The organism is Kitasatospora sp. NPDC058190 (genome assembly GCF_042883685.1).
Lineage (GTDB): Bacteria > Actinomycetota > Actinomycetes > Streptomycetales > Streptomycetaceae > Kitasatospora.
Genome location: NZ_JBHVVI010000043.1, coordinates 1 through 19,098 on the forward strand (window position 1 = coordinate 1; position 19,098 = coordinate 19,098).

16 protein-coding genes are annotated in these 19,098 nt (G+C 73.1%); 9 read left to right on the forward strand and 7 right to left on the reverse strand.

The window, feature by feature from the left end; translation table 11 throughout:
* Window positions 1-54: 54 nt before the first annotated feature.
* From ACFVWU_RS20485 to ACFVWU_RS20500, 4 genes are all read right to left on the reverse strand, one after another.
* On the reverse strand, window positions 55-1,224 hold the full coding sequence (locus ACFVWU_RS20485; RefSeq protein WP_387622754.1) for a DUF2510 domain-containing protein: 1,170 nt from the start codon (window positions 1,222-1,224) through the stop codon (window positions 55-57).
* Window positions 1,225-1,343: 119 nt separating this feature from the next.
* Window positions 1,344-2,129, reverse strand: coding sequence for a 3-oxoacyl-ACP reductase (locus ACFVWU_RS20490; RefSeq protein ID WP_387622757.1), 786 nt, complete (start codon window positions 2,127-2,129; stop codon window positions 1,344-1,346).
* 7 nt (window positions 2,130-2,136) lie between these two features.
* Window positions 2,137-3,504, reverse strand: a complete 1,368-nt coding sequence (locus ACFVWU_RS20495; protein ID WP_387622760.1) for an aldehyde dehydrogenase family protein — start codon at window positions 3,502-3,504, stop codon at window positions 2,137-2,139.
* A gap of 3 nt (window positions 3,505-3,507) precedes the next feature.
* Window positions 3,508-4,893 (reverse strand): glutamine synthetase family protein, encoded by a 1,386-nt coding sequence (locus ACFVWU_RS20500; RefSeq protein WP_387622762.1) that lies wholly within the window; start codon window positions 4,891-4,893, stop codon window positions 3,508-3,510.
* Window positions 4,894-5,048: 155 nt separating this feature from the next.
* Here ACFVWU_RS20500 and ACFVWU_RS20505 point away from each other — a divergent pair, with 155 nt between their 5' ends.
* Window positions 5,049-5,777, forward strand: a complete 729-nt coding sequence (locus ACFVWU_RS20505) for a gamma-glutamyl-gamma-aminobutyrate hydrolase family protein (RefSeq protein ID WP_387622765.1) — start codon at window positions 5,049-5,051, stop codon at window positions 5,775-5,777.
* Window positions 5,778-5,884: 107 nt separating this feature from the next.
* On the opposite strand, the gene ACFVWU_RS20510 is transcribed toward ACFVWU_RS20505, so the two are convergent.
* A complete protein-coding gene (locus ACFVWU_RS20510; protein WP_387622767.1) occupies window positions 5,885-7,504 on the reverse strand; it encodes an acyl-ACP desaturase in 1,620 nt (539 codons plus the stop codon).
* 277 nt (window positions 7,505-7,781) lie between these two features.
* Between ACFVWU_RS20510 and ACFVWU_RS20515 the strand changes: the two genes are divergently transcribed.
* The 4 genes from ACFVWU_RS20515 (at window position 7,782) to ACFVWU_RS20530 (ending at window position 11,117) form a co-directional block, all read left to right on the forward strand.
* Window positions 7,782-8,843 (forward strand): cation diffusion facilitator family transporter, encoded by a 1,062-nt coding sequence (locus ACFVWU_RS20515; RefSeq protein WP_387622770.1) that lies wholly within the window; start codon window positions 7,782-7,784, stop codon window positions 8,841-8,843.
* 57 nt (window positions 8,844-8,900) lie between these two features.
* Complete coding sequence (locus ACFVWU_RS20520) at window positions 8,901-9,803, forward strand: 5'-3' exonuclease H3TH domain-containing protein (RefSeq protein ID WP_387622901.1); 903 nt, start codon at window positions 8,901-8,903, stop codon at window positions 9,801-9,803.
* 160 nt (window positions 9,804-9,963) lie between these two features.
* Window positions 9,964-10,770 (forward strand): hypothetical protein, encoded by an 807-nt coding sequence (locus tag ACFVWU_RS20525; protein WP_387622773.1) that lies wholly within the window; start codon window positions 9,964-9,966, stop codon window positions 10,768-10,770.
* Window positions 10,767-11,117 carry a winged helix-turn-helix domain-containing protein gene (locus ACFVWU_RS20530; protein ID WP_387622776.1) on the forward strand — a complete coding sequence of 117 codons (351 nt, stop codon included), beginning with the start codon at window positions 10,767-10,769 and terminating at the stop codon, window positions 11,115-11,117. The genes ACFVWU_RS20525 and ACFVWU_RS20530 overlap by 4 nt, the downstream gene beginning before the upstream one ends.
* A gap of 219 nt (window positions 11,118-11,336) precedes the next feature.
* Here the strand turns inward: ACFVWU_RS20530 and ACFVWU_RS20535 are convergent, their stop codons facing one another.
* Window positions 11,337-14,192 carry a DEAD/DEAH box helicase gene (locus ACFVWU_RS20535; RefSeq protein WP_387622904.1) on the reverse strand — a complete coding sequence of 952 codons (2,856 nt, stop codon included), beginning with the start codon at window positions 14,190-14,192 and terminating at the stop codon, window positions 11,337-11,339.
* Window positions 14,193-14,434: 242 nt separating this feature from the next.
* Between ACFVWU_RS20535 and ACFVWU_RS20540 the strand changes: the two genes are divergently transcribed.
* The gene (locus ACFVWU_RS20540; RefSeq protein WP_380612019.1) at window positions 14,435-14,809 is read left to right on the forward strand and encodes a hypothetical protein; all 375 of its coding nucleotides are present in this window, start codon (window positions 14,435-14,437) and stop codon (window positions 14,807-14,809) included.
* A 29-nt stretch (window positions 14,810-14,838) separates the two neighbouring features.
* The gene (locus ACFVWU_RS20545) at window positions 14,839-15,234 is read left to right on the forward strand and encodes an ArsR/SmtB family transcription factor (protein ID WP_387622778.1); all 396 of its coding nucleotides are present in this window, start codon (window positions 14,839-14,841) and stop codon (window positions 15,232-15,234) included.
* A gap of 13 nt (window positions 15,235-15,247) precedes the next feature.
* Here the strand turns inward: ACFVWU_RS20545 and ACFVWU_RS20550 are convergent, their stop codons facing one another.
* Window positions 15,248-16,420 (reverse strand): aminotransferase class V-fold PLP-dependent enzyme, encoded by a 1,173-nt coding sequence (locus ACFVWU_RS20550; RefSeq protein ID WP_387622781.1) that lies wholly within the window; start codon window positions 16,418-16,420, stop codon window positions 15,248-15,250.
* Window positions 16,421-16,502: 82 nt separating this feature from the next.
* Here ACFVWU_RS20550 and ACFVWU_RS20555 point away from each other — a divergent pair, with 82 nt between their 5' ends.
* On the forward strand, window positions 16,503-18,569 hold the full coding sequence (locus ACFVWU_RS20555) for a prolyl oligopeptidase family serine peptidase (RefSeq protein WP_387622784.1): 2,067 nt from the start codon (window positions 16,503-16,505) through the stop codon (window positions 18,567-18,569).
* An 86-nt stretch (window positions 18,570-18,655) separates the two neighbouring features.
* A complete protein-coding gene (locus ACFVWU_RS20560) occupies window positions 18,656-19,033 on the forward strand; it encodes a YrdB family protein (RefSeq protein WP_387622786.1) in 378 nt (125 codons plus the stop codon).
* Window positions 19,034-19,098: the final 65 nt, after the last annotated feature.

Sequence of the window (19,098 nt, forward strand, 5' to 3'; positions counted from 1 at the left end):
GCCCGGGAGGGGTTCCTCCCGGGTGGGCCGCCGCAGATGTGAGGAGCGGGGGGCTCAGGTGGTCTCGGTGCCCGAGCCGTCGGGGCTGTCCGAGCCGCCGGCGCCATCGGAGCCGCCGGACCCTCCGGACCCGCCGCCCGGCATCCCCGGGAGGCCGGGGACGGACGGGAGCTTGCCCTTGAAGTCGGCGATGCCCTTGACGATGGTGTCCATCACGGCGACGTCCGGCGCCTTGTCGGCGATGTCGAAGCCGAAGTGCACCGCGACCAGCGCCTTGCCGTCGGTGGACGGGAAGACCACGGTCTGCACGTAGCCACTGTTGCCCTTGGCCGCGTCCACCTTCCAGCGGACCAGGTAGCCGCCCTGTCCGTTGACCTTCACGGCCTCGGACTTGAGCTCCTGGTGCCCGGTGCTGTCCCCGTACGACTCCTGGGCGGCCTTCTCGATGTCCGCCTTGGCCGCCGCCTGGACGTCGGTGCCGCCGCCGTCGATCCGGCCGGTCGTCACCCCGCCGAGGGTGCACTGGCTCTTGCCGTCCGCACAGGTGTACGAGCCGACGGTGATCGCGGCGTAGCCGTCCTGGGTCTGGTCGGCCTGCCAGCCGGCGGGGACCGGCAGGGTGAGCTTGTTCACCAGGTCGATCGCCTTCCCGGCGCCCGGCTTGGACTTCCCGCTGCCGCCGCCGTTTCCGCCGCCGTTTCCGCCGCCACTGCTGCCACCGCTGCCGCCACTGCCGCCGCCGAAGCCCGGGAGTCCGCCGAACGGCCCCGCGTCGCCGTTCGGCGCGGGCAGCTGCCGGGCGCTGCGCTGGGTGCGGTCCTTGCCGTGGCCGTCCATCGCGAGGTAGGTGATCCCCGAGCCGGCGCCCAGCCCGAGCAGGGCCGCGACGGCGGTCGCCACCACCAGCTTGGAGGGCTTGCGCCAGGCCTTGCGCGGCGGCTTGGCGGGCTCGCCGTAGGAGCCGTAGGCAGCACCGAAGGGCGGCGGCTCCGGGTAGCGGACCGTCTGGCCGCTGTCCAGGACCTCGCCCTCCAGCACCGTGGGCTGCTCCGCCGCTCCCGGCCCCGGAGCCGCGGCGGCCGGACGCTCCGGCTGCGGGGCGTCCGAGGGTGCGGGCCGGGTGTCGGCCGTCCAGCCCTGCCCGTCCCACCAGCGCTGCGGCCTCGGGTGGCTGGTGGTGTCCTTCGGATCCGGGTACCACCCGGCTGGAATCTGCTCGCTCACACCACAGAATCTAAAGGCACCCGGATAAACGGGAAATCAGCGCGGCCGCGAATTGCCGCGGTTTTCGATGAGATTACGGTGAGAAGCCGCCGACGGCCCATCGGCGGCCCACCGACGGCCTAGAGCGGGGTGACGTACGCCCCGGAGATGCCGCCGTCCACCAGGAACTCGCTCGCGGTGATGAACGAGGAGTCGTCGCTGGCCAGGAAGGCCACCGCGGCGGCGATCTCCTCGGCCCGGGCGAAGCGGCCGAGCGGGATGTGCACCAGCCGGCGGGCCGCCCGTTCCGGGTCCTTGGCGAACAGCTCGCGCAGCAGCGGGGTGTCCACCGGCCCGGGCGACAGCGCGTTCACCCGGATCCCCTCCCGGGCGAACTGCACGCCCAGCTCGCGGGACATCGCCAGCACCCCGCCCTTGGAGGCGGTGTACGAGATCTGCGAGGTGGCCGCGCCCATCCGGGCCACGAAGCTGGCGGTGTTGATGATCGAGCCCCGCCCGTGCCGGCGCATGTACGGCAGCGCGGCCTTGCAGCACAGGTAGACCGAGGTCAGGTTGACCTCCTGGACCTTGCGCCAGGCGTCCAGGCCGGTGGTCAGGATGGAGTCGTCCTCGGGCGGCGAGATGCCCGCGTTGTTGAAGGCGACGTCCACGCTGCCGTAGGTCTCGTACGCCTCGTCGAACAGCGCCTCGACCATGTACGGGTCGGTGACGTCGGTGTGCACGAACAGCCCGCCGACCTCCTTGGCGGCCGCCCGGCCGGTCTCCTCGTCCAGGTCCGCGCAGACCACCTTGGCGCCCTCGGAGGCGAGTCGGCGCGCGGCGGCCAGGCCGATCCCGCTGCCCGCCCCGGTGACCACGGCGGTGCGGCCGACCAGGCGGCGGCAGACGACGTCGTTGTCGCGCATCGGGCTCCTACTCCTCGCTGTGGATGAAGACGTTCTTGGTCTCGGTGAAGTGGCGCAGCGCGTCCGGCCCCAGCTCGCGGCCCACCCCGGACTCGCCGAAGCCGCCGAAGGGCGTCCAGTAGCGCACCGAGGAGTGCGAGTTGACCGAGAGGTTGCCCGCCTGCACACCCCGGGCCAGCCGCAGCGCCCGGCCGACGTCCCGGGTCCAGATCGAGCCGGACAGGCCGTAGCGGGTGGCGTTGGCCAGGCGCAGCGCGTCGGCCTCGTCGGTGAACGGCAGCACGGCGGCGACCGGGCCGAAGATCTCCTCGGTGACCGCCGGGACCTCCGGGTCGGCGGGGGCGAGCACGGTCGGCGGGTACCAGTAGCCGGGCCCGTCCGGCACGGTGCCGCGGGCCAGCACCGGCAGTTCGGGGGTGACGTACGAACCGACCCGGCGGACCTGCGCGGCCGAGATCAACGGGCCGAGCTGGGTGTTCGGGTCGTTCGGGTCGCCGGTGCGCAGCGCCTCCACCGCGGGCAGCAACAGGGCGAGGAAGTCCTCGTACACCTCGCGCTGGACCAGGATGCGGCTGCGGGCGCAGCAGTCCTGGCCGCTGTTGTCGGCGAAGGACATCGGATCGGCGGCGCGGGCCAGGTCGGCGTCGGCGAAGACGATGTTGGGGCTCTTGCCGCCGAGTTCCAGGGTGACCCGTTTGGCCCGGGCCGCGCAGCGGGCGGCGACCTCCTTGCCGACCACGGTCGAGCCGGTGAAGACGACCTTGCGGACAGCCGGGTGGTCGACCAGGGCCCGCCCGGCGGTGCCGCCGGCGCCGGGGACGATCTGGAACAGGCCCTCGGGCAGGCCCGCGGCGAGGGCCAGTTCGGCCAGCCGCAGAGCGGTCAGCGGGGTCGCCTCGGCGGGCTTGAGGAGTACGGCGTTACCGGCCGCGAGGGCGGGCGCGAAGCCCGCGGCGGCGACCGGCATCGGGAAGTTCCAGGGGGCGATCACCCCGACCACGCCGACCGGTTCGTGGAAGGTCACGTCCAGGCCGCCGGGGACGGGGATCTGACGTCCCGTCAGGCGCTCCACTCCACCGGCGGCGTACTCCAGCAGGTCACGGACGTTGCCGGCCTCCCAGCGGGCGTTGCCCACGGTGTGGCCTGCCTCGCGCACCTCCAGGGCGGCCAGTTCGGGGATGTGCCCCTCGACCTGGTCGGCGAACCGGCGCAGCAGCCTGGCGCGCTCACCGGGCGCCAGCGCCGCCCAGCCCGCCTGGGCCTTCACCGCCTGCTGGACGGCCGCGTCCAGCTGCTCGGCGGTGGTGTCCGGGACGGTGGCGAGCACCTCGCCGGTGGCGGGGTTGCGGACGGTGCTGCTGGTCGGCTCGGTCACGGCTCACATCCGTTCGAAGGATCGGTAGCGCTCCCAGTCGGTGACGGCCCCGTCGTAGGCGGCCTGCTCGACCCGGGCCATGTTCAGGTAGTGCTCGACCACGTCGTCGCCGAAGGCCGACCGGGCCAGCTCGCTCTCCGCCCACAACCCGGCCGCCTCGCGCAGCGATCCGGGCACCCGGGCGTACTCCTCCACCGCGTAGGCGTTGCCCAGGCAGGGCGCGGGCAGGTCGAGCTTGCGCTGCAGGCCGTACAGACCGGCGGCGATCATGCCGGCCACCGCGAGGTACGGGTTGACGTCGCCGCCGGGCACCCGGTTCTCCATCCGCAGCCCCGGGCCGTGGCCGACCACCCGGTAGGCGCAGGTGCGGTTGTCCCGGCCCCAGGCGACGGCGGTCGGGGCGAAGGAGCCGGGGCGGTAGCGCTTGTAGGAGTTGATGTTCGGCGCGTACAGCAGGCTGAACTCGCGCAGCGCGAGGAGCTGTCCGGCCAGGAAGTGCCGCATGGTGTCGGTCATCCGGCCGTCGCGGTCGGCGAACGCGGGGGCGCCCACCGCGTCGCGCAGCGACAGGTGGATGTGGCAGCTGTTGCCCTCGCGCTCGTCGTACTTGGCCATGAAGGTGAGCGCGCAGCCCTGTTGGGCGGCGATCTCCTTGGCGCCGGTCTTGTAGACGCTGTGCTGGTCGCAGGTGGTGAGGGCGTCGGTGTAGCGGAACGCGATCTCGTGCTGGCCGAGGTTGCACTCGCCCTTCGCGGACTCGACGGTCAGCCCGGCGCCCGCCATCTCGTTGCGGATCCGGGACAGCAGCGGCTCGATCCGGGCAGTGCCCAGCATCGAGTAGTCCACGTTGTACAGGTTCGCCGGGGTCAGGCCGCGGTAGCCGCCGAGCCAGGCCTGCTCGTAGGTGTCGCGGAACACCAGGAACTCCAGTTCGGTGCCGATGTCGGCGGCCAGGCCGTACTCGGCGAGCCGGGCGATCTGGCGGCGCAGCAGCTGGCGCGGGGCGGCGTCCACCGGGTGGCCGCCGTGCCGGGCCAGGTCGGCGGTGACCTGGGCGGTGCCGGGCTGCCACGGGGTCAACCGCAGGGTGCCGAGGTCGGGGCGCATCGCGAAGTCGCCGTAGCCGGTGGCCCAGGAGGAGAAGGCGTAGCCGTCCACGGTGTTCAGGTCCACGTCCACGGCCAGCAGGTAGTCGCAGGCCTCGGCGCCCTTCTCGGCGACCTCGTCGAGGAAGAACCGGGCGGCGAAGCGCTTGCCCTGCAGCCGGCCCTGCATGTCGGTGAACGAGAGCGCCACGGTGTGCACCTCGCCGGCGTCCACCAGGGTGCGCAGCTCGTCCAGGGTCAGCGGCGGCCGGGGCGGCGAGCCCGCAGCGGCGTTCTCGGGCATGGCGGAACCCTCCCCATCGATCACTCTTTGAATTCAAACGGTCACAGCGAACCGTACGGCCTGTGGCTCGCGGGGCGGAAGAGGGCCGATGGGTGTGGCGCGCCGATATGCGTGCTTGACGAGGGATCAGTCGGCGCGGGAGGAGAATGCGCGCCATGGATCGCAGGCCTTTGATCGGCGTCAGCACCTACCTGGTGGACGCGAGTTGGAGTGACTGGCGGGGCCGCCGGGTCGCCCTGGTGCCCGAGCGGTACACCGCGTACGTCCGGAACTCCGGCGGGATCGCCGTCCTCCTGCCACCCGACGCCCCCGAACGCGCCCCCGAGGTGCTCGCCCGGCTGGACGGCCTGGTCATCGCCGGCGGGCCGGACATCGACCCGGCGTACTACGGCGAGCCGGCGCACCCGTTGACGGAGGTCGACTCGCCGGAGCGGGACGCCTGGGAGGTCGCGCTGCTGCGGGGCGCCCTGGCGGCCGGGATGCCGGTGCTCGGGATCTGCCGGGGGATGCAGGTGCTGAACGTGGTCTGCGGCGGCACGCTGGTGCAGCACCTGCCGGACGTGGTCGCGGTGGACGTGCACGGCGGAACGCCCGGGGTCTACGGCGCCCACGTGGTGCGACCGGTACCGGGGACGCTGCTCGGCGGGCTGCTGCCGGAGAGCGAGCTCTCGGTCCCGACCTTCCACCACCAGGCGGTGGACCGGCTGGGAACGGGCCTGCGGGTGAGCGCGCTCGCACCGGACGGGACGGTGGAGGCGGTGGAGGGACCGGGGTTCACCGTGGGCGTCCAGTGGCACCCGGAACAGGGGGACGACCTACGGGTGATGGCGGCCCTGGTACGGGCCGCCACCGCGGCGGCGCTCGACGCGGTGGCGCTGGGCTGAGCTCGGGCGGGGCCTGCAACTGGCGGTGGGGAAGGGGGGATTCGGGGCGCGGCCTGCCGCCCCGCGCGGTTCCCCGCGCCCCCGCCGGGGCGCGGGGAGCTTCACGTTCAGGCCTGAAGGGTCGATACCGGGGACGGGAGGTGTTCGGCGGCCGCGAGGAGAACGGGGAGCATCCGCGTGGCGTGGGCGGCGTAGCCGTGGGGCGAGGGGTGGATGCCGTCGGGCCCGAGGAGGCGATCGGCCTGGTCGCGGAACTCGGGGCCGGAGGTGGGGGCGAGGTGGGCGCCGGTGCGGGTGGCGGTGCGGGTGTGGAGGCGGGCGAGGCGGCGGGAGCGGTGGTGGCCGAGCCAGCGGGCGGGGGCGCGGAAGCCGGGGCCGTAGCCGGGGTCGGGGCAGGGGACGACGACGAGTTGCCAGCCGGCTTCCCGGAGGGACCGGGCGAGGCGGGCGTACCGGCGGCCGGCGCGGCCGAGCGGGGTGGGCAGCAGGACGTCGTTGCCGCCGACGATCAGGACGGCGATGCCTGGCCGCAGCCGGGCGGCGCGCAGGAGTTGGCGTCCGACGGCCGCCGTGGTGGCGCCGACCCGGGCGTGGACGCGCAGGTCGACGGGCCGACCGGTGCCCTCGGCGAGGCCGGTGGCGAGCAGGGCGCCGAGGGTCTGGTCGGGGCGGTGGGCGCCGAAGCCCCGGGCGAGCGAGTCGCCGAGCATCAGCAGGGTGAGCGGGTGGTCTTCGGGGACCGGTCGGGCCGGGGCGTACCGGCCGTCGGCGACCGGGACGCTCCAGTCGGTGGCGCCGTGTCCGGCGAGGTACGCCCGGTGGGCGCGGCGCTCGACGAAGCGGGCGGCCCGGGTGTCGGTCCACTCGACGTACGCGGCGATCCGGTCGCGGGCCCGCTCCCCGGCCGGACCGAGCCCGGTCAGGTCGTTCACCTTGAGGGCGCGCAGCAGCGGGACGAGCACCTCGTCGTGGTGCGCCCGCAGGTCGTAGACGCCGGCCACCGCGATCTCGGCGGCCATCCGGTCGAAGCCGGGCATGGCCTGGCCCGGCATGGCGAAGTCGCGGATCGTGGCGTCGAGCGTTTCGAGCACCTGGTCGGCGTCCAGCTCCAGGGCGGTGCTCAGGAGTTCCCGGTAGAAAATCATGTGCAGGTTCTCGTCCTGGGCGATCCGGGCGACCAGCCGTTCGCAGACCGGGTCGCCGCTGAGCCGCCCGGTGTTGCGGTGGCCGACCCGGGTGGCGAGCTCCTGGACGGCGGCGTAGGCGATCACGCCGAGGGGTCCGTCGGGCTCGGGGACCCCGCCGGTGCCGAGGTGGACCATCCGGGCGCGTTCCAGGGCGACCGGGTCGACGGCGCGGGCGGCGTGCAGATAGCCGCGGAGGGCGGCGGCGTGCCGGTTCTCCTCGGCGGTCCACTGGTGCAGCCAGGCGCCCCAGGCGCCGTCCCGGGAGGTCCGGCTGGCGATGATCCAGTGGTAGCCGGGCAGGTTGTCCTCGGTCAACAGGTCGACGACCAGGGCGGAGCGCACGGCCGGGGCGAGGGCGGACTGCTCCGGGTGCCAGGGCTCGCCGCCGAGCGGGCCGTCGAAGTCCCGGCCGAGGCTCCAGGGGACGTACTGGTGCGGGAACCACTCGCGGGACGTCGCGAGATGGCGGTTCATCAACTCTTCGACGGTCGGTTCGAGTTCGGAGAGCCAGCGGGGGAAGTCCGCGGTAGCGATCTTCACGGGCCGTGATCGTCGCGGACCGGCACACGGCCGCGCAAGCTCGCCTCACCCGTTCAGGTGACCGCAGATCGCGGCTCCGACCTGGGTACATGCCACCGGCAACCCGCCCACGGTCCGGGCCGACGCAAGGCGTGTGAGCGGCAACCGGGCGCCGACCGAACGGCAACGACAACGGTCACCAGTACAGCCTTTGGATCTTTGTCGATTCTGCGGTTCACTTCGAGTGCGGGGCGATCGCACCGCGTCACCTCCACCCGTGCGTCCAGAGAGGACTTCGATGGCGGGGCACGAGCATTCCCACGATGATCATGCGCATGACCACCAGAACTCGCACGGGCACGGGCACGGGCACGGCGGGCACGGACACGGCAGCCATTCGCACGGCGTCTCCGCCGACGCGGACCGCCGCTGGCTGGTCAGCGCCCTCGCCCTGATCACCGTCTTCATGGCCGGCGAGGTCGTGGTCGGCTTCGCCGCCCAGTCGCTGGCCCTGATCTCCGACGCGGCGCACATGCTCACCGACGCCGCCTCGATCGTGCTGGCCCTGGTCGCCATGCGGCTCGCCGCCCGCCCGGCCCGCGGCGGCTACACCTACGGGCTCAAGCGCGCCGAGATCCTCTCCGCGCAGGCCAACGGCGTGACGCTGCTGGTGCTGTCGGCCTGGCTGGGCTACGAGGCGATCACCCGGCTGATCGAGCCGCCCGAGGTCACCGGCTCGCTGGTGCTGATCACCGCGCTGATCGGGATCGTGGTCAACCTGGCCGCCGCCTGGTGCATGTCGAAGGCCAACCGCAGCTCGCTGAACGTCGAAGGCGCCTTCCAACACGTCCTCACCGACCTGTACGCCTTCATCGCCACCGCCGTCGCCGGTGCGATCATGCTGACCACCGGCTTCGCCCGGGCCGACGCGATCGCCTCGCTGATCGTGGTCGCGCTGATGCTCAAGGCCGGCATCGGGCTGGTCCGCGACTCCGGACGGATCTTCCTGGAGGCCGCCCCCGCCGGGATCGACCCGGACACGGTGGCCGACCGACTGGTCGCGGAGCCGCTGGTCGAGGAGATCCACGACCTGCACATCTGGGAGATCACCTCCAACCAGCCGGCCCTGTCCGCCCACATCCTGGTCACCCCCGGCGGCGACTGCCACGCCGTCCGGCGCTCGCTGCAGCGCCGGCTGGCCGAGGAGTACGGCATCACCCACAGCACCCTCCAGGTCGACCACGTCGGCGAGGACGAGGCGGGCGCACTGCTCCAGATCGCCGCCCCGGGCGATTCGACCGCCGAACATTGCGCCGACGCGCACGGCCCGGTGCACCGCGCCGGCCCGCACGAGCACTGAGACCGCTCTTCGTCGTCGCGGTGCGGCATGATCTGACACGTGACCGCACCGCGACTGATGCTGCTCGACTCCGCCAGCCTGTACTTCCGGGCCTACTTCGGCGTACCGGACACCCTGCGCTCCCCGCAGGGTGAGCCGGTCAACGCCGTCCGCGGCCTGCTGGACTTCATCGCCCGGCTGGTCCACGACCACCGCCCCGACGAACTCGTCGCCTGCATGGACGCCGACTGGCGCCCCCAGTGGCGAGTGGACCTCGTTCCCTCCTACAAGACCCACCGGGTCGCCGAAGCCGCCGAGGACGGCGAGGAGGAGGTGCCCGACACGCTGGCCCCGCAGGTCCCGGTGATCGAGCAGGTGCTCGACGCCCTCGGCATCGCCCGGGTCGGCTCCCCCGGTTACGAGGCCGACGACGTGATCGGCACCCTCACCGCCCGCGCCAAGGGCCCGGTGCAGATCGTCACCGGCGACCGCGACCTCTTCCAGCTGGTCGACGACGCCCGGCGGATCACCGTGCTCTACCCGGTCAAGGGCATGGGCAACCTGCAGGTCACCGACGACGCGCTGCTGCTGGAGAAGTACGGCGTGCGCGGCGCCCAGTACGCCGACATGGCGGCCCTGCGCGGCGACCCGTCGGACGGCCTGCCGGGCGTCAAGGGCATCGGCGAGAAGACCGCCGCCCAACTGATCAACGAGTACGGCGACCTCGCGGCCATCCGCGCCGCCGCCCTCGACGTCGGCTCCAAGCTCACCCCGGCCCGCCGCCGCAACATCGTCGAGGGCTCCGGCTACCTCGACGTCGCCCCCACCGTCGTCCAGGTGGCTCAGGACGCCCCGCTGCCCGACTTCGACCCGGCCCTCCCCCAGGAGCCGCTCGACCCGATGACCCTGGAACACCTCTCCGCCCGCTGGGGCCTCGGCACCTCCCTCGACCGCGTCCTGGAGGCCCTGGCCGCCCACTGAGCCCACTCCCTGGGGGCCCGTCGCATCGCGCGGCGGGCCCCTGGCGTTCCCGGGGCGCGCTTTGCTTTGCCATCCCGTGAACTCTTGACCGCAAGCTACTTTGCATTACAAAGTTGGTCCCGCCGGGAGGGGACCCGGCAGACGTCACGAGGGGTGGATCATGGGAACAGTGCATCAGGGCGGCCCGGCCGAGCTGCTGGCCGAGGCGGACGGGCTGCGGGCGCGCGCCCGTACCCGGCTGCAGGGGGCAGGTGTCCCGCTGCTCGGCTTCGGCCTGCTCGCACTGGCGGCCGTACCGGTCGCGGGTCAGGCCTTCAACTTTGGCGCCAACGGACGGTACGTCAGGTCCTACCCGCTCTTCGCTTACGCGGAGCTGCGCCACCTCTGCGTACAGCACGAACCCGGCACCGCCTGCCGGGCCGGCGAGTTCGACGGGGCGGTGCTCCGCTTCCTGGCCTGGGGGATCTGGTACGCACTGGTCCCACTCGCCTGCCTGGTGCTGGCCCTCTGGTACCGGCGGCGCGGGGAGGCCCGGGGCATCGTGCCGCGGCGCAAGGCCTGGCTCGGCACCACGGCCGGCGTCGGAGTCGTGGTCACCGCCGTACTGCTGATGCTGCTCTCCGCCCGGAGCCAGCCCTTCGTGCTCTCCCAGTTGGCCAACACCTACGCGTCACCCTGGTACGTGCTGGGCGTCGGGCTGTTCGCTCTCGGTCTTGCCGAACGCAGCCCCCTGGTGGCCGCCGCCGGCCTCGGCCACGTCGCGCTGCTCACCGCCTACCTGTCGGCGCCCTGGGAGAGCGGCTGGCTGCCGGGGCTCGGCCGGTCCGGCACCGGCTGGGTCGACGGGCCCGAGCTCAAGGCGCTGCTACTGGCGGCGATCCCGCTGGTCGCGGGGCTGGCGCAGTGGACCGCGCAACGAACCGCTAAGCGCCGCAGGCCGACGGCATCCCGTACGGTCACCTCATGAACGTTGCGGACGAAGCCGCTGAGCAGCACCCGACCCTCGCCCTGGACGACACCGTCCACCAGCGGGTCCGACTCGGCATCCTGACCATCGCCCGCGAGGCCGACCGGGTGGAGTTCGGTTTCCTGAAGGAACAGCTCGGCGCTACCGACGGCAACCTGTCCCGCCACCTCAAGGTCCTGGAGGACTCCGGCCTGGTCGCCGTCGCCAAGGGCTACGCGGGCCGCCGCCCACGCACCTGGGTCGCACTCACCGCGCGCGGTGCCGAGGCCCTGGACCGCGAACTGCGCGCCCTGCGCGAACTCGTCCGCCGCCTCGACTCCGCCACCCCGGGCCGACACCGGGAGTAGCAGAAGGGCTCGGCATCACGCCGCCGAGTCCACGCCGCCTGCACCGCCCCGGCCCGCACCGAGACCGTCTACCTGGAACACGGCGCTCCCCTCGCATGACCCCGCGCGCCCCGGCCGCCCAGGGCACGCGGACAAGCAGAGATCCCCACCACAGGCTCGCCTTCAGACAGGCAGCAGGGGCCCGCACGAGCGATCTCGTGCGGGCCCCTGCTACTCGTTCTAACCCACCGAGGAGTAGGCGATGATGCCGCGGCGCAGGCCGTCGACGGCCTTGCGGGCGGTCTTGCGCAGTTCGGCGTCCTCGCCGGCCGCGTCCTGGATCTGGCCGAGGACATCGATCAGCTGCTTGGTCCAGCGGACGAAGTCGCCGGCCGGCATGTCGGCGTCGCGCAGGACCTGGTCGAGGTTGTGGCCGAGCGCCCAGCGGTAGGCGGCCCAGGCGAAGCCGAGGTCGGGTTCGCGCTGGCCGACGCCCTCGGCGGTGTTGATCCGGTGCTGCTCCTCCAGGGCGTCCAGGTGGCCCCAGATCCGGACCATCTTGCCGAGCGCCTCCTTGGCCGCGCCCTCCGGCACCCGGGGGGCGCCGGCGTCGTCGGACTGGCGCGCCTCGTACACCAACGCCGAGGCGCAGGCGGCGAGTTCGGCGGCGGCCAGACCGCTCCAGACGCCCTCGCGGATGCACTCGGAGGCGAGCAGGTCGAGCTCGCCGTAGAGCCGGCCGAGCCGCTTGCCGTCGTCGGTGACGGTATCGCCCTGCAGGTAGCCGAGGTCGGTGAGCAGCCCGCAGACCCGGTCGAAGGTGCGGGCGATGGTGTGGGTGCGGGAGCGCATCCGGCGTTCCAGCAGTTCGGTGTCGCGGTGCAGCCGGTGGTAGCGCTCGGCCCAGCGGGCGTGGTCCTCGCGGTCGGAGCAGCCGTGGCAGGGGTGCTGGCGCAGTTCGGCGCGCAGCCGGGTGATCTCCGGGTCGTCGGCGGCGGCCGCGCGGCCGCGCCGGAACCGCTCGGGCTCCAGGTGGCCGGCCTTGGTGCGCAGTGCGGAGGCGAGGTCGCGCCGGGACTGCGGGCTGCGCGGGTTGAAGGACTTGGGGATGCGCAGGCGTTCTATCGCGGCGACCGGGTGCGGGAAGTCGATCATCGCGAGCCGCTTGACCTGCCGTTCGGCGGTGAGCACCACCGGGCGCGGGCCGTCCTGGAAGTCGGGGTGGCGCGGGCCGCCCCGGCCGGAGCGGTTGACCGGCGGCAGGCCCGGATCGAGGACCAGCGCGAGGCCGGCGAACTTGCCGGTGGGCACGTGGATGACGTCGCCCGGCTTGAGCTGCTCGATGGACTCGATGGCGGCAGCGCGGCGCTGGGTGGTGCCCTCGCGGGCCAACTCGTTCTCGCGGTCCTTGAGTCGGCGACGCAGCTCCATGTACTCGTCGAAGTCGCCGAGGTGGCAGGTCATCGACTCGCGGTAGCCCTCCAGGCCCTCCTCGTTGCGCTGCACCTGGCGGGCGATGCCGACCACCGAGCGGTCGGCCTGGAACTGGGCGAAGGAGGTCTCCAGCAGTTCGCGGGAGCGGTGCCGGCCGAACTGGGAGACCAGGTTGACGGCCATGTTGTAGCTCGGCCGGAACGAGGACTTGAGCGGGTAGGTGCGGGTGCCCGCCAGGCCGGCCAGCGCCTCCGGGTCGAGACCGCGCTGCCAGAGCACCACGGCGTGGCCCTCGACGTCGATGCCGCGCCGCCCGGCCCGGCCGGTGAGCTGGGTGTACTCGCCGGGGGTGATGTCGGCGTGGGTCTCGCCGTTCCACTTGACCAGCTTCTCCATGACCACCGAGCGGGCGGGCATGTTGATGCCGAGCGCCAGGGTCTCGGTCGCGAAGACGGCCTTGACCAGGCCCTTCACGAAGAGCTCCTCGACGACCTCCTTGAACCGGGGCAGCATCCCGGCGTGGTGGGCGGCGATGCCGCGCTCCAGCCCGTCCAGCCACTCGAAGTAGCCGAGGACGTGCAGGTCCTCGTCGGGGATGTCGGCGCAGCGCTCCTCGACGACGGCGCGGACCTGGGCGCGCTCGGAGTCCTTGTTGAGCCGCAGCCCGGAGCTGAGGCACTGCTGGACGGCGGCCTCGCAGCCGGCCCGGCTGAAGATGAAGGTGATCGCGGGCAGCAGGCCCTCGGCGTCGAGCCGGTCGATGACGTCGACCCGGCCCGGGGTCCAGACCTTGCCGGGACGGCCGTTGGGCATCGAGCGGCCCCGGCCGCGGCCGAAGCGGTCGCGCGGATTGCGGTCCAGTTCGGAGCGGGCGAGCCGGACCAGCTCGGGGTTGACGGCCTTGCCGGGGTTCTTCAGGTTGTTCTTGGGGCGGCCGTCCCGGTCCGGGTTGGCGAACAGGTCGTACATCCGGTTGCCGGCCATCACGTGCTGCCACAGCGGGACCGGGCGGGTCTCGGAGACGATCACCTTGGTGCCGCCGCGCACGGTGTCGAGCCAGTCGCCGAACTCCTCGGCGTTGGAGACGGTCGCGGAGAGCGAGACGAGGGTGACCGACTCGGGGAGGTGGATGATGACCTCCTCCCAGACGGCGCCGCGGAAGCGGTCGGCGAGGTAGTGCACCTCGTCCATGACGACGTAGCCGAGGCCGTCGAGGGTGCTGGAGCCCGCGTAGAGCATGTTGCGCAGCACCTCGGTGGTCATGACCACCACGGGGGCGTCGCCGTTGACGCTGTTGTCGCCGGTGAGCAGGCCGACCTTGGCGGCGCCGTAGCGCTTGACCAGGTCGCCGTACTTCTGGTTGGACAGCGCCTTGATCGGCGTGGTGTAGAAGCACTTGCGGCCCGACTGGAGGGCCAGGTGCACGGCGAACTCGCCGACGATCGTCTTCCCGGAGCCGGTGGGGGCGGCGACCAGGACGCCCGACCCGGCCTCCAGCGTCTCGCAGGCCTCCAGCTGGAAGTCGTCCAGCGGGAAGTCGTACAGCTGCTGGAAGCCGTACAGGGCGGTGGCCTGCTCCTTGGCCCGGCGACGGCTGGCCGCGTACGCCTCGGCGGGGCTGAGCTCCTGGACTTCCTGGGGCTCTGGATCGGGGGTGTTCATCGCCGTCCGGGTGTGGTTGGTGTGATCTCGCATCTCAGCGAGAGGTTACCCGGGAGGAGTGACATCGATAGCACCGTTTTCCGCGCCAGGAGATCACTCCTCTCTCAGATCCATAGTTGCAAATATCTTCAAGTGATCTGAATGCGGCCAGGTTCGAACGTCTCCGATCATTCCCGGTGGAGTCCGGCAGTTGCTCCCTACCTTCGTCGTCACAGCCACCAACTCACGGGAGGACAGCCACGATGGCGAACCTGGAGACGTCCCTCAAAGAGGCCATGGGCATTGCTGGCGCGATCGGCGTCGCCCTGGTCGACTACGGCAGCGGCATGGCCCTCGGCAGCCTCGGCGACGGCGGCGAGCTGGACCTCAACGTCGCCGCGGCCGGGAACACCGACGTGGTCCGCGCCAAGATGCGGGCGATGGAGATGCTCAACCTCCACGACAACGAGATCGAGGACATCCTGATCACGCTGACCCACCAGTACCACATGGTCCGGCCGATCACGACGCCCAGCGGCCGCGGCCTGTTCCTCTTCCTCGCGCTCAACCGCCAGCACTCCAACCTCGCGATGGCCCGCCACCAGCTCAAGCGGATCGAACTCTCGCTGGAGATCTGAGCCCACCGACACCAGGGAAGGGGGGCCTCGTGACGGTAGCGCTCTACCAGGCCAAGGCCGAGTTCTTCCGGATGCTCGGCCATCCCGTCCGGATCCGGGTGCTGGAGCTGCTCCAGGACGGACCGACGCCCGTCCGCGGCCTGCTCGCCGAGCTGGAGGTCGAGCCCTCCAGCCTGTCGCAGCAACTCGCGGTGCTGCGCCGGTCGGGCATCGTCACCGCCACCCGCGAGGGCAGCACGGTGGTCTACGCGCTGGCCGGCGGCGACGTCGCCGACCTGCTGCGAGCAGCCCGGCGGATCCTCACCGGGCTGCTCGCCGACCGCACCATTCTGCTCGCCGAGCTGCGGGCGGCCGGCGACCAGCCGTTCCCCGAGGCGGTCGGCGGCTCCGCGCAGCGACCGGCTGCTCCTCGAAGTGTTCCTTGAGCTACTCCTCGAGCTACTCCTTGAGCAGCTCCGCCAGCGCGTCCGCGAGCCGCTCGTACTCCGCCGCCCGGTTGTACAACTGGGCGCTGACCCGCAGCACCCCGCCGTCGGGCCCCGGCCGGACGGCGACCCGGATGCCGTGCCGCCGCCACAACTCGGCCAGCAGCGCCCGGACCTCCGTCTCGGTGCCGAACCGGCCCGCCGGCAGCCGCACGGCGCGCATCCACACCTCGGGCGACGCGGGCAGCGGCCGCAGGCCCGCCCGCTCGACCAGCACCCGCCGGCCGTAGGCGGCGAGGGCCGCGTTGTGCGCGGCCACCGCCTCCCAGCCGAGCCCGCGCAGCAGCTCGAAGCCGGCCGGGGCGGCCAGCCAGGGCGTGTAGTCGCAGGTGCCGCGCCACTCGACGTTGGCCGGGAAGCCCCGGTGGTGCTCCCAGGACAGCGCCAGCGGGCGGACCCGGGCCGTCCACTCCGGGCGGACGGCGAGCACACCGGTGGCGCGCGGGGCGAACGCCCACTTGTGCAGGTTGCCGAACCAGAAGTCGGCGTTCGGGTCGACCGGGGCGGGCAGCATGCCGGGGGCGTGGGCGCCGTCCACCACGGTGGTCACCCCGCGCTCGCGCAGCTCGGCGAGGAGCTTCGGGGCGGCCACCGTACGGGCGGTGAGCGAGGTGATCCGGTCCAGGACGGCCACCGTGGTGCGGCCGTCCACGGCGGCGAGCACCGCCTCCCGTACGGCCTCCTCGTCCGGGGCGTCCAGCGGGACCTCGGCCACCACCAGCTCGGCGCCGGTCTCGGCGGCCTTGCGGGCGACGGCCTGGTTGACCGCGCCGTAGCCGTGGTCGGTGACCAGGATCCGGTCGCCGGGGGCGAACGGGATGCTGTCCAGGGCGATCGCGACCGCCTCGGTGACGTTGGTGACCAGCGCCAGCCGCGCCGGGTCGGTGGCCAGCTCGGCGGCGATCCGCACCCGGGCCTCGGCGATCCGGTCCGGCAGGTCGGCGAAGAAGCCGTCCGGATCGAGTTCGTGCTCGGCCCGCAGCCGCTCCTGCACCCGCTGCACCGGGACGGGCACGGCGCCGTACGAGCCGTGGTTCAGGTGCGCGTCCCCCGGCGAGACGCTGAACAGGCCCTCGGCGACGAGCAGCGGGGCCGGGGGCTCGACGGTGCTCAGGTCGTCGATCACGGTGGTCCTCCCAGTCGTGATGTGTGACATTTCACATGACAGACTACTGGTCGGGTGAGCATCGCACGACCACCATCGGGCCGTGACCATCACCGACGCCTTCCTCTCCCTCAGCGCCCGTACCGGTCGGTTCACCTACGGCGCCCCACGCGCGTACACCCTCGCCGAGGACGGTACCCGGCTGCTGCTGCTCCGCTCGACCGGTTCCGAGGATCCGCTCGACCGCCTCCAGCTGCTCGACCTCACCACCGGCGAGGAGCGACTGGTCGCCGACCCGGCCGTGCTCGCCCCGGGCCGTAGCGGTCGGCACGACGAACTGCCCGCCGTCGAACGGCGGTTGCGCGAGCGCACCCGGCTGGTCGCCGCCGGGATCGGCGGCTACGCGGCCACCGCCGACCTCGCCACCGCTGCCCTCACCCTGGACGGCCGACTGTTCCGCATCGACACCGCCACCGGCACCGCCGTCGAACTCCCCACCGCCGGGCCCGCGTTCGACCCCCGCCCGGACGCCGACGGCCGACGGGTCGCCTACGTCGCCGACGACGCCCTGTACGTCACACCGGAGTTGACGCCGATCTCCCCCGCCGACGGCGCCCGCTGGGGCGTCGCCGAATTCGCCGCCGCCGAGGAGCTCGGCCGTTCCCGGGGCCACTGGTGGCGCCCGGACGGCGGCGCGCTGCTGACCGCCCGGGTGGACGAATCCGCCCTCCCCCGCCGGTACTTCGCCGACCCTGCCCACCCCGGCGAGCCCGCCGAGGACTTCGCCTACCCGCAGGCCGGCGGGCCCAACGCCGACGTCCAGCTCTGGGTGCTCGGCCTGGACGGCAGCCGGGCCCGAATCCACTGGGACGCCGCCGTGTTCCCGTACCTCTGCGACGCCTCCTGGGCCTCGGACGGCGAGGTGCTGCTCACCGTCGCCGACCGCCTGCAACAGCGGTTGCTGCTGCTCAGCGCCGACCCGGCCACCGGTGCGACATCCGAACTCTCCCGCACCACCGACGAGTTCTGGGTGGACGACCTGCCCGGCACCCCCGCCCGGCTGCCCGACGGCCGCCTGCTCACCGCCCACGACAGCCCGCAGGCCCGCGGCCTCGCCGTGGACGGCAAGCCGCTGGACAGCGCCGGACTGCAGATCCGCCGGGTGGTCGGGCAGTACGACGGCCGGCTGCTCTGCGAGACCGGCCAGGGCGACCCGGCCGACCAGCACCTCCACCTGGTCGACCCGGACGGCGGCCCGCCCGAACTCCTCAGCGCCGGACCGGGCGTGCACTCCGCGCTCGCCGCCGCCGACACCCTGCTGCTCACCACCGCCACCGCCGACGGCGTCCGACGGGTGGTCCGGCGCGCGGGCCGCGAGCTGACACTCACCGACCGGAGCGCCGCCCTGCCGTACACCGTCCGCCCCCGGCTCGCCCGGGTCACCGAACGCGCCCTGCCCACCGCCGTGGTGTACCCGCGCGGGCACGTCCCCGGCCGCCGGCTGCCCGTCCTGCTGGACGTCTACGGCGGGCCCGGCTTCCAGGCCGTGGCCGCCGAGCCGCGCCGCTGGCAGCTCCGCCAGTGGTGGGCCGACCAGGGCTTCGCCGTGGTCACCACCGACAACCGCGGCACCCCCTTCGTCTCCCCCGACTTCACCCGGGCGATCTTCCGGCGCTTCTCCCAGGTCGCCCTGGACGACCAGGTCGACGCCCTGCACGCACTCGCCGCACACCACCCCGACCTCGACCTCGGCCGGGTCGGCGTGCGCGGCTGGTCGTACGGCGGCTACCTCGCCGCACTCGCCGTACTGCGCCGCCCGGACGTCTTCCACGCCGCCTGCGCGGGCGCCCCTCCCACCGACTTCCGGCTGTACGACACCGCGTACACCGAGCGCTACCTCGGCCTGCCCCAGGACAACCCCGAGGGCTACACCGACGACTGCCTGCTCACCGACGCCCCCGGGCTGACCAGGCCGCTCCTGCTGATCCACGGGCTGGCCGACGACAACGTCCACCCCGCGCACACCCTGCTGCTCTCCCAGGCGCTCACCCGCGCCGGGCGCCCGCACAGCGTGCTCCCGCTGCCGGGCGTCACCCACATGACCCCGGGCGGAACGAACGAACAGCTCACCATGGCCGAACTCGCCTTCCTGCGTGCCTCTTTGGGTTGATCCATTGAGTACGGACCGGTCGGGCTGGGACACTCCGCACGACCGCCGCCCGGCCCGGGCGGCTCGGCGAGACGGGGAGAACGCGGATGAGATTCGAGAGACCGGGCCCGGTCGGCCGGCGGCAGTGGACCCCGCTGACGGCCACCAACGCAGGACTCGCGTTCGGGCTGGAGCTCGCCATGCTGGCGGCGCTCTGCTACTGGGGGTTCAAGACCGGCTCCAACCTGGCCACCCGGCTGCTGCTGGGCATCGGCGCCCCGGCGCTGGCGGCCACCGTCTGGGGCCTGTTCCTGGCCGCGGGCGGGCCGAAGTTCCGCCAGCCGCTCGGCGTGGAGATCGCGCTCAAGCTCCTGGCCCTGCTCACCGCCGCGCTCGCCCTGCACGCGACCGGGCGGACGACCCTCGCGGTGGTGTACGCCGTGCTCGTGGTGATCAGCGTCGCCGTGGAGTACGGCACGCGCTGACGGTCCGCCGGAAAGGGGCGCCGCACCGGAGGGTGCGGCGCCCCTTGCGTTTGCGTTCGACCTCT

Bases quoted from the DNA above. Each gene is read 5' to 3' on its own strand.
- ACFVWU_RS20530 (WP_387622776.1), top strand. From the start codon at position 10,767: ATGAACGTTGCGGACGAAGCCGCTGAGCAGCACCCGACCCTCGCCCTG.
- ACFVWU_RS20490 (WP_387622757.1), bottom strand. From the start codon at position 2,129: ATGCGCGACAACGACGTCGTCTGCCGCCGCCTGGTCGGCCGCACCGCC.
- ACFVWU_RS20560 (WP_387622786.1), top strand. From the start codon at position 18,656: ATGAGATTCGAGAGACCGGGCCCGGTCGGCCGGCGGCAGTGGACCCCG.
- ACFVWU_RS20500 (WP_387622762.1), bottom strand. From the start codon at position 4,893: ATGCCCGAGAACGCCGCTGCGGGCTCGCCGCCCCGGCCGCCGCTGACC.
- ACFVWU_RS20535 (WP_387622904.1), bottom strand. From the start codon at position 14,192: ATGAACACCCCCGATCCAGAGCCCCAGGAAGTCCAGGAGCTCAGCCCC.
- ACFVWU_RS20540 (WP_380612019.1), top strand. From the start codon at position 14,435: ATGGCGAACCTGGAGACGTCCCTCAAAGAGGCCATGGGCATTGCTGGC.
- ACFVWU_RS20525 (WP_387622773.1), top strand. From the start codon at position 9,964: ATGGGAACAGTGCATCAGGGCGGCCCGGCCGAGCTGCTGGCCGAGGCG.
- ACFVWU_RS20520 (WP_387622901.1), top strand. From the start codon at position 8,901: ATGCTGCTCGACTCCGCCAGCCTGTACTTCCGGGCCTACTTCGGCGTA.
- ACFVWU_RS20505 (WP_387622765.1), top strand. From the start codon at position 5,049: ATGGATCGCAGGCCTTTGATCGGCGTCAGCACCTACCTGGTGGACGCG.
- ACFVWU_RS20515 (WP_387622770.1), top strand. From the start codon at position 7,782: ATGGCGGGGCACGAGCATTCCCACGATGATCATGCGCATGACCACCAG.